Here is an 8,932-nt window from a genome sequence, read left to right on the forward strand (position 1 = left end):
TCTTTTCCTTATGGTAGCTTCCGTATTTCACTACCGCCTGAATCTCTTTCTTTTCCAGGTAGGCGTAGTTTTCTTCACTGCCGTAGCCCGCATCCGCAATCACTGTCTTCGGAAGTTTCCCGAGGATCTGCCTTGTTTTCTCCATGTGTGGCTGTAAGCAGCGGGTATCGGTCGGTCTTTGGTGTAGACTATAGGCCAAAATAAACTGGTTCTCGGTCCCAATCTGTACATTGTAACCCGGTTTAAGTTGACCATTTCGCATGTGGTCTTCTTTCATTCGCATAAACGTCGCATCTGAATCGGTCTTGCTGAAGCTATTTCGGTCACCAAGTAGCTTTTGGTACTGTTCGTACTTCAACAGCCGGGGAAGCAAATCCTTACGCAGCTTCCGAATAGCCTTTTTCAGAGGTTTGTTTTTCGGTGTTTTGACAAGTTGAGCTTCAAGTTTTTGCACAGCTTGTTCGAGTTTCTCACTGCTTACTTCGGTACCCGTGCCGAGTTCAGCGAGATCCTTGCCTTGAAACTCCTGCTCTTCCTGATGCTCTGCGGCTTCGATGGTCGCAAACAGGCTATGTACCTTTTCTTGGAGTTTGGCCTTGTGTTTGCTGACCGCTTTGCCCCACACAAACGTGTAGCGATTGGCGTTCGCCTCCATTTTGGTTCCGTCCAGAAAGTATTGCTCCAAAGAAACATATTTTTCGTCAGCCAGAAACTGAAGCACGGCGGTAAATACCGTCTCTAGGACGCTTTTCATCCGCTGGGAACGGAAGCGATTCAAGGTGTGGAAGTCTGGCTGTTGCCGCCCGGCCAGCCACATAAAGAGGATGTTCTCCCGAACGGATTTGGCGATTTGGCGAGATGAATAGATATACGCTGAGTGTAGGCATAAATGATAACTTTGGTAAGCATCTTGGGGTGATAGCTGTCGCGTCCACCGCCGGGATAAGCGGCGTCAAAGATGGAATCGTCTAGTTCACGGCTGCGTTAACGACACGAACGAGATGGTTTACTGGAATATCTTCTTCTCAATCCATTGGCAGGCAGAGTTGGTCCATGGTATATTGAATGTACAAAAGAAACCTCTCCTTTGAAGTGGCTGGCTGGTACCTCCATTTTACCAAAGGATGGTTTCTTTTTTTGGTGTTTTTTTAAAGATTGTAGATCCACTTCTCGCTTAAACAGCGGTCCGTTCGCGGAGCGTCCATCCAAAGCGCCCACGTATATCCTACTAGAAAAAGGGCTGACCCAAGCAGCCATTTCATGGCTTTTGGGACAGCCCCTTTTTCTGCCAAAGGATAAAAGAAACTTTACAAAAAAACTACCCCTCTATTAATAGAGGGATAGCGCCAATGAATCATTCTCACTATAACTGTGCAATATAGCCTCAGAGCCTTTAATTTCGATACTAATTAATGAATTCAGGCATTTCTGGATGGCATTCTTGCCCTTTTGAATTTTGAGCTCCAACGTACTGTTAAGTAATCTAAGTACTTTTTGAGTGGGCTGTTTATTTTCTGTTGTGAAATACACAGGTACAAGTTTGTTCTGAAAAGTGATGAGCATTCTCATTTTGAAGACACCTCGCTAAAAGTATTTCATGTTAATGATAATACCCTTTGTTTCTTAATTTTACCTTAAAATTAGCTTATGATAACATAAAGATTGTTAGATTAATATACATATATATGAAATACAGGAAGGATACAATGATGTGAATGACAATGGATTGGCCGATTTAACGCATTTTTTATTTCCAGATGAACCAATGGGGCAAGTAGTTCTGGACCAGTTACATACAGGTTTAACCGCAGAACGGATCTGTAGATTGAAATATAAAGAGAAGGAGGAAATGAAGGATCTGTGTCTGCAAATACATAAAGACCGGATACTAGTAATCTGCAATAGTAACCCGGAAACCCTGCCCTATGAATTAATGGATGAAAGTGAAATGGAGAGCTTTTGTCTTCAGTTGTTTGAATGTGAGAACATGAAGGAGCTCTACAATCACGGGATTCCGGCATTACTAATGTCAAAAAGAAAGTTTGAGGAGCTGAAAAAAAGCTCATGTTCATCCACGCTGCAAATGCTCTCAGATTGTTTAGCAGCAGAGACAGGGGATGATGTACATTCCATCCAACTAGCACGGGTGATGAAGTGCTTCATGGCGGAAGGAGAATTACGACTCTGCACGTCCAGTGACAGTGGATGGAGCTTCCAGAAAGCACGCTTCTTAGGCGATCATTCCAGTGGCTGGTTGTTACGAATGAGCAGTGATCCAACCAAAGACTGGCTTATAGCCCTCCCGATTACAAAAGCTCAATTATGTGGGTCAGTAACAAATTGGGTGTTACATTCTTCCGCATTTCTCACTCCACAATAGCAGTTGAATAAGGAGGGAGGGTAAGTTGATCTGAATTCAAGATCGATTTGACAGCAATCGTCTTTAGGATCTTGGAGTAAGAGAAACCCTCGACATTGGGTTGTAGTACAATGGCTTGTTCTTCGCCAGTAAGGTTATGAACGACGAGCACCTGATCCTGTGTTGTTAGTCGTTCGTAAGCCATAACCCCGGGATTGCCAGAAGCATAGTCACGGATTCCGCCATCCCGGAGCGCAGGAATCTCATTTCTTAGCGCAATAAGCTCGCGATATCTTTCTAGCATTGAACCGCTGTCATTCAGCTGGCTCTCAACATCAACGTTTATCGCACCCGCATTATTACGACCGGCCTCCCAAGTAGTCTGCCCCTCTCCTTGATCGGCTGCACTCCATCTCATAGGCTCTCGAAGTCCTTCATCTGGCTTCACACCGAGCATTCCAATTTCTTCACCATAATAGATAAAAGGATTTCCAGGCAAAGTTAACAGTAGTGCTGCTGCCATTTTTGCATGATTCGGGTTGTTGTCTAATTGACTCATGACTCTGTTTTGATCATGATTCGTTAAGAAAGTAGCATCGGTAAACTGGTTATCGGATATTTTGGAATACAATTTATAGGTTCGTTCCAGCGTAAAGGCCGTCCCGCTGTCTTTTTCAGTTTTTACAGAGTTCACTAGTGTTTCTGCTAAGCCAAAGTTAAAGCTTGAGTCAAAAGCTTGATCTAAATAAGCTCCGACAGTGACAGCAGAATTCTCCCAGACCTCGCCAACTATATATGCCTCTGTATTTACTTCATGTATAGCCTTGCGGAACTCCTGCCACCAGGATACATTTTTAACGGTAGTAGCCTCAGTTTTGTCACTCAAAAGATCTTCGTAGATATGCTTCGCAGCATCTAGTCGGAAGCCATCCACACCTTGCTCCAGCCAAAACTTTCCGATGTCCTTCATTTCAGTACGAACTTCTGCGTTATCGAAATTGAGATCAGGCATGCCTTCCCAAAAGCCGCCCAGATAATGACTTCCAAGTAATGAATGCCACGCATTGCCACCCCCAGCTGCGCTGGCTCCGTTTGCGGGACGGCCTTGATCTTCAGCCCAGACATACCAATCGCGATATTTGCTGTCACTGTTTTTAGCTGAGTCTACGAACCATGGGTGTTCTTTGGAGGTATGATTCACAACCAAATCCATAATTATTTTTATTCCTCGTTTATGCGCTTCTGTAATGAGTTCCTGCATATCCTCAATCGTCCCATAATCAGGATTAATCGAACGATAATCGGTTACATCATACCCATGATAGCTTGGTGATGGGTTGATGGGCATGAGCCAAATCCCGCCAATCCCCAAATCAGTCGTGGTTTCAGGATTCCCATCATTTAAGTAATCCAGCTTTTGGGTGATCCCTTTGAGATCTCCAATGCCATCGCCGTCTGAATCATAGAAGGAACGAACAAATAATTCATAATAAACGGTGGAAGGTTGTTCGTCCGTCTTATTTATCACTTTTGCAGCTTGAGGTGTAGCGGTGCTCTGAATGGAGTCTGCTTTAGGGGAGGGTGTGGCAATGGATGTTTTGTTGCTTTGATTACCAGAACAACCGGACAGCAGAAATGTGGTTAGGCAGATGCCCACCAGAGAGCATATTGTGATTTTTTTAGTTTTGAATGTAGCACCTTTATACATATGTAATAACTCCTTCTATTGCAAATTTTCTAATACAAGAAATGGAAAGCGCTTTATTTCCTATAGTACTCGAATGCGTCCAATTAGGTAAAACGTTTGCACAGATACAAAAACAGCAAATTAATCGATATTTATCCATTATTTCAATAAAAGTCACTAGTATCATGGTTATTCTTGGATTTCCCTAGGTTATTGGAGGTTTTAACCTTTTAGTAGGCATCTGCATATGCTTTAAGCAAGGGCGAAGGACCCGGTAAGAAAGGAGAATGAAGAATGAAGATTAGGAAAAATCTGTCATTGTCGCTCATGATCATTACTCTATGCTTTTCAGTGCTTGCCGGTTGCGGCGGGAAGTCAGAGCTGGTAAAGCTGAAGATTGGTGAAGTCACCCGTTCTGTCTTTTATGCACCCGAATATGTGGCCTTATCTCAAAATTTCTTTAAAGATGAAGGACTTGACGTAGAGCTACAGACGATCCCTGGTGGAGATAAAACCATGACTGCACTCCTCTCAGGTGCCATCGATGTTGCATTAGTAGGTTCTGAAACCTCCATTTATGTGTATCAGCAGGGTTCAGATGATCCGGTCATTAATTTTGCACAGCTGACTCAGAGGGATGGAACGTTCCTGTTTGCCCGTAAAGCTGACGGAGCGTTTAACTGGGATAAAGTGAAGGGTTCTACCTTCCTGGGGCAGCCAAAAGTAATTTTAGAAATACCTTATGTAATGCGGCATTACAGCCGCACATCAACGTTAATTATTGAAGAGTTAGTCACTTCAACTACTTTTATAAGTTGACGAAGTGCGTTTTTTTGTTCTCCACGATTTTTAGAGTGCAGTTCATTATTCATTGATCCTAACCGCTTGATAAATTCATTCTCCAACGCAGCTCTTGTCCCCGTTTCTGCTTTATTAAGTCTTTCCTCAATTTCCATACGTTCTTTATGAATGCGATCCCTCGCTATTCTAAAATCCTCTTTACTAATATCAGCATCTTCAAAAAGCTCAATCTGTCTCTGCATTTTTATATCAAGTTTTTTAAGCCCAGCCTTTAACTGTGCAGCATCCACTTCGTTCTGAGAGTCTTTAGTTGTTACTTCTTCAGTTCTACCACTATAGTTTTCGGCATCCATAAGATAATCAAATACAGTATTCTCAAGTAAGTCTCTGTCAATAAAGTGATGGAAACACTCAGCTCGTTTCATGTAACTTGAACAAACGTAATGGAAGTATTCCTTTCCACTCGGCTTTTTTCGATATCTACCAAACATTGGACGCCCACAGTGTGTGCAATGAACAAGCCCCGTGAGTAACCAACGTTCATTGTCAGCCTGTTTCCCACTCGTTTTCCTGGCTGTAATCGCAATCTGTAGGCGTTTAAATGTTTCTCTGTCAATTATAGGCTCGTGATGCTCCTCGATCACTATCCACTCTTCCTCAGGGCGTATAAGGCTTTTTCCACGAAGGGTATACCCACGGTTATAAACAAACATACCTGCGATTGTTTCTCTTCGCATCAACTTCCCTACTGAAAGCTGAGTGAATGATTTACCATCCTTAGTTTTAACTCCCATGTCATTGAGTCTTCTCATGACTCGGTGTGCTCCCTCGCCTTGAAGCATCCATTCAACCATTTTTCGAACTACTTCAGCTTCTTCTTGATTAATTACGTACTTTGAGTCAACCACATTGTAGCCAAAGCAAGGGCGAGACACCGCCTTGTCTGTATTGGTAACTATAGATAGCATGTTTTCTCTGACGCGTTCTCTGTTCCTTCCACGTTCAAACTCTGCGAAAGCACCAAGGATTTGTAAAACCATACGACCTGCAGCCGTAGATGTATCAAACCGTTCACCAGCAGAAGCGAAACCACATTGTATCTCGTCCAATTCATCCACTAACATGAGAAGGTCTTTGAGGTTCCGACAGAGACGGTCAATCTTAGTGATAACGACCATGCTTAGTTTCTTTTCTCGTGCCATTTTTAACATTCTTGTTAGAGCAGGTCTTTTCATACTACCTGCGGAGTAACCATCATCAATGAATGTCTCGATTTCTCCCTCTAGCTCCATTGCGTGACAATAAGCTCGAAGGCGTTCTTCTTGTTCATTTAATGAATTTCCTTTTAGGGCCTGTTCATCTGTACTAACACGTATGTACAAAGCGATTTTCTTCATCAGGTATGCCTACCTTTCATGATATTTGATATTAAAGGTAACACCGATGAAATTCTATGTAAATAACCATTTTTCTGGATTATGGAAAAAATAGAAAAGAGAAATTAATAAAATAATCCCAGAATAATAACAATAATTTATCAGTCATTAGGTTTTTGATATGTTATTCTTATAGCATAGGAAATCAAGAAAGAGCAGCACCCGACACAAACCAGTACCTGTTTGACGGCGGTAGGTAGCCAAGAGCGTAAAGCCTACAGAGAGTCGAAAGGGTATCAATTGCGGGATAGCTGTTCTTTTTGCTTCCTGTGTTTAAAAACGCAAGACCTTCTGAGGGGCGCGTACAGCGTGTCTCTTATACTAGGAAGGTAAAACATCGCCCTGTGAGTACAGGCTGTACGAGAGGGCTTCGTGCGGTCTGTCAGGGGTATCTATGTGGGGTTGGTGTAACGGTAGCACCTCGGCTGGTAACGGTTGATAGTGGAGGTTCGAATCCTCTTCTCCGCTTAAAAATATTGGAGGGATGTACATTGGAGCAACCATTACTGGAAAAGTATGAATGTCTGTCAGAAGAGTGTGGCGGTCAATTCTTAGTTAATATGGAAAAGTCGAAGGGAAAGAACCTCGCTTGTCCATTTTGCAAAAGAACTGCTGAAGCAACAGTGAGTGAGAATCCAGACGTTTAATGAAGAACGTGGTTGGGTGCAGGGCTGTTTATATCCACGTTAACCTTGAAGGATTTATCTTCCAGTTGTCGAATTATGGTGATGGGAGGTGATATAAATGGATGAAAAAATACTTAATGGGCTTTACGTTTGGATTGACTCATTAAAAGAAGAAGCAAGAAAAAAAGCACATTTAGCTGAAGATAAAAGTATTGAGCTAGCTGTTTTAGAGCTTCGTAAAGATATGGCGGAAGAATCAGTTGATAAAATTGAAGATGCTCTTTCACGCGAGAAATTTTATAACAAGTTTATAAAAGAGGTTGATGAGGAGATCGGTAGAGTTAAAGCTGAACTGAGTGATCTGCGATCTGATCGAAAAGAGTTTACTAATCATGTCAACGCTCTCGAAAATGCTATTCAAAGAAGTTCCTATCGAAGAGAGTAGCCTTAACCTATGCAATGATATGAAAAAATACTTAGTACATAAAGCCATCCATTAACCCGGGTGGCTTTTTCTATGTCCAGAAAGGAGTGAACGATCTGAATAAACGCATTAACATTCTGTTACAGCTAATCTTTATCGCAGCTATAACATTAACGATATGGAATGGTATAGAAGGAGTAAGACTGAACGAACGATATGAGCGGTCTATACAACGGCATGAACAAAGCACGAAAGAGTATACCGAGTATCTGAAGAATATAAAGAATCAACTTCAGGAACACATAGATCAGATTAGCCCATAATCTAAACCCCAAAAGCTCAGGCGGTGAAGTAAGGTACATGGAATTATTCGAAATGCGACTCTTTTGTATATAGAAGGATTTATCTTCCGTACACCGAATTATGGTGTGAGGGGGTCGTCTTATGACAACAAAAGACATTATTACATTATGTATAGCTGGATATGCTTCTCTAGTATCAACCGCAGTTCTCATCTGGAACATTGTAAACACAAGAAAAGATAAGGGGAAAATTCTATTCACGGGATATAAGGGCAAATTATTAGACCATTTGAGTGAAAAAGATATTATAAAATTTGAATTCGTGAATTCTGGTAAACGTGCTATTGTATTAAGAGATTTTGGTGGCGAGTACAAAATGGGTCATTTTTACAAAGGGAACAGCCACTTTTTGATAAATCCCGCATCTCAACTACCCAAGAAACTAGAACCTGGGGAAAGTCTACAAGAGGTTTTACCTAACTTGAAAATAGCGGGACCTAATGTAAAACGCTTATTTGCCACTGATACATTAGGTAATAAATATAAAATGAGACGTAAAGATTTTAAGAAAATGGTTAAAGACACCAAGTCATATCTAGCACCATAAGCGTTGCGCTTTATTATTATTAAGAGGGGGGAATTACGAATGAGTTTTGATTGGGGAGGGTTTACAGGAAGTATAGTGGGAGTTATCGGAGCGTACGCAATTGCTGTATACCAACTTCACAAGCAAGAAGAAGCTCAAGAGCCAATAAAGCACAAAAAGACCTACGAGCTCTGTATTAAACTAAGCCAACAACTTAACTCAGCATGGAGTTTTTTTGGAACTGAAAACTTTCAATTCAGTGAAGCATTTAAGAACGTGGTACAGTTTAATAATCAAATGCAAACATATCTGTCTGAAGCTATAGAGTCAGACAAACGTCTTGTAACCTTAATTAATGTAACAATTGAGGGTTTATCCGATATTAGCAAAAAATATTCTACGAAGCCAAAAGATTATAATCATTACATGGCGTACGAGGGAGAGGTGATTGTTTTCACCGAGGTCATGCGTCAAAAATGTCACGAAATAAGAGATGAAATTGTGAGTTTGAATGGCGAAGATTTTTGAATTTATATACAAAATATACATACATCATGAATGCTCTTGGGGGAGAGTTGTCCACCACTAAGCATATACATCCTTGGTGGAGAGTTCTCCACCACCATGGGGTATGATTCTCCACCATTAGTGGGGGAGAGTTCTCCCCCTAAGATAACTAAAAGAAACATTAAAGAAAGTAATATATAAAGA

At 41.5% G+C, this 8,932-nt stretch carries 9 protein-coding genes and 2 pseudogenes; 6 read left to right on the plus strand and 5 right to left on the minus strand.

What is annotated here, in order from left to right; all coding sequences use genetic code 11:
• Positions 1 to 1,016: pseudogene (locus L1028_RS30450) on the minus strand (IS1182 family transposase); the annotation flags it as partial.
• Positions 1,017 to 1,329: 313 nt separating this feature from the next.
• A complete protein-coding gene (locus tag L1028_RS30460) occupies positions 1,330 to 1,569 on the minus strand; it encodes a hypothetical protein (RefSeq protein ID WP_042128392.1) in 240 nt (79 codons plus the stop codon).
• A gap of 142 nt (positions 1,570 to 1,711) precedes the next feature.
• Here L1028_RS30460 and L1028_RS30465 point away from each other — a divergent pair, with 142 nt between their 5' ends.
• A complete protein-coding gene (locus L1028_RS30465; protein ID WP_234541890.1) occupies positions 1,712 to 2,380 on the plus strand; it encodes a hypothetical protein in 669 nt (222 codons plus the stop codon).
• On the opposite strand, the gene L1028_RS30470 is transcribed toward L1028_RS30465, so the two are convergent.
• On the minus strand, positions 2,367 to 4,067 hold the full coding sequence (locus L1028_RS30470; RefSeq protein WP_234541891.1) for an alpha-amylase family glycosyl hydrolase: 1,701 nt from the start codon (positions 4,065 to 4,067) through the stop codon (positions 2,367 to 2,369). The two genes, L1028_RS30465 and L1028_RS30470, sit on opposite strands and share 14 nt — an antisense overlap.
• A 273-nt stretch (positions 4,068 to 4,340) precedes the next feature.
• On the opposite strand from L1028_RS30470, the pseudogene L1028_RS30475 reads away from it, so the two are divergent.
• A pseudogene (locus L1028_RS30475) lies at positions 4,341 to 4,769 on the plus strand (ABC transporter substrate-binding protein); the annotation flags it as partial.
• Between the two features lie 32 nt (positions 4,770 to 4,801).
• On the opposite strand, the gene L1028_RS30480 reads toward L1028_RS30475, so the two are convergent.
• On the minus strand, positions 4,802 to 6,244 hold the full coding sequence (locus L1028_RS30480; RefSeq protein WP_234541892.1) for a recombinase family protein: 1,443 nt from the start codon (positions 6,242 to 6,244) through the stop codon (positions 4,802 to 4,804).
• 308 nt (positions 6,245 to 6,552) lie between these two features.
• On the opposite strand from L1028_RS30480, the gene L1028_RS30485 reads away from it, so the two are divergent.
• The 4 genes from L1028_RS30485 (at position 6,553) to L1028_RS30500 (ending at position 8,749) form a co-directional block, all read left to right on the plus strand.
• Entirely contained in the window at positions 6,553 to 6,930 is a 378-nt protein-coding gene (locus tag L1028_RS30485) for a hypothetical protein (RefSeq protein ID WP_234541893.1), read from the plus strand.
• Between the two features lie 97 nt (positions 6,931 to 7,027).
• Positions 7,028 to 7,354 (plus strand): hypothetical protein, encoded by a 327-nt coding sequence (locus L1028_RS30490; protein WP_234541894.1) that lies wholly within the window; start codon positions 7,028 to 7,030, stop codon positions 7,352 to 7,354.
• Positions 7,355 to 7,777: 423 nt separating this feature from the next.
• Positions 7,778 to 8,242 carry a hypothetical protein gene (locus L1028_RS30495; protein WP_234541895.1) on the plus strand — a complete coding sequence of 155 codons (465 nt, stop codon included), beginning with the start codon at positions 7,778 to 7,780 and terminating at the stop codon, positions 8,240 to 8,242.
• A 39-nt stretch (positions 8,243 to 8,281) separates the two neighbouring features.
• Positions 8,282 to 8,749: a hypothetical protein gene (locus tag L1028_RS30500; RefSeq protein WP_234541896.1), complete on the plus strand. Its 468-nt coding sequence runs from the start codon at positions 8,282 to 8,284 to the stop codon at positions 8,747 to 8,749.
• Between the two features lie 2 nt (positions 8,750 to 8,751).
• Here L1028_RS30500 and L1028_RS30505 read toward each other — a convergent pair.
• On the minus strand, positions 8,752 to 8,932 hold a 181-nt coding region (locus tag L1028_RS30505), incomplete at its 5' end, for a hypothetical protein (protein WP_234541897.1).

The organism is Paenibacillus pseudetheri (assembly GCF_924513355.1).
GTDB lineage: Bacteria > Bacillota > Bacilli > Paenibacillales > Paenibacillaceae > Paenibacillus_AQ > Paenibacillus_AQ pseudetheri.

Coding starts and splice junctions, on each gene's coding strand:
- L1028_RS30495 (WP_234541895.1), top strand. CDS start 7,778: ATGACAACAAAAGACATTATTACATTATGTATAGCTGGATATGCTTCT.
- L1028_RS30500 (WP_234541896.1), top strand. CDS start 8,282: ATGAGTTTTGATTGGGGAGGGTTTACAGGAAGTATAGTGGGAGTTATC.
- L1028_RS30480 (WP_234541892.1), bottom strand. CDS start 6,244: ATGAAGAAAATCGCTTTGTACATACGTGTTAGTACAGATGAACAGGCC.
- L1028_RS30490 (WP_234541894.1), top strand. CDS start 7,028: ATGGATGAAAAAATACTTAATGGGCTTTACGTTTGGATTGACTCATTA.
- L1028_RS30460 (WP_042128392.1), bottom strand. CDS start 1,569: ATGAGAATGCTCATCACTTTTCAGAACAAACTTGTACCTGTGTATTTC.
- L1028_RS30470 (WP_234541891.1), bottom strand. CDS start 4,067: ATGTATAAAGGTGCTACATTCAAAACTAAAAAAATCACAATATGCTCT.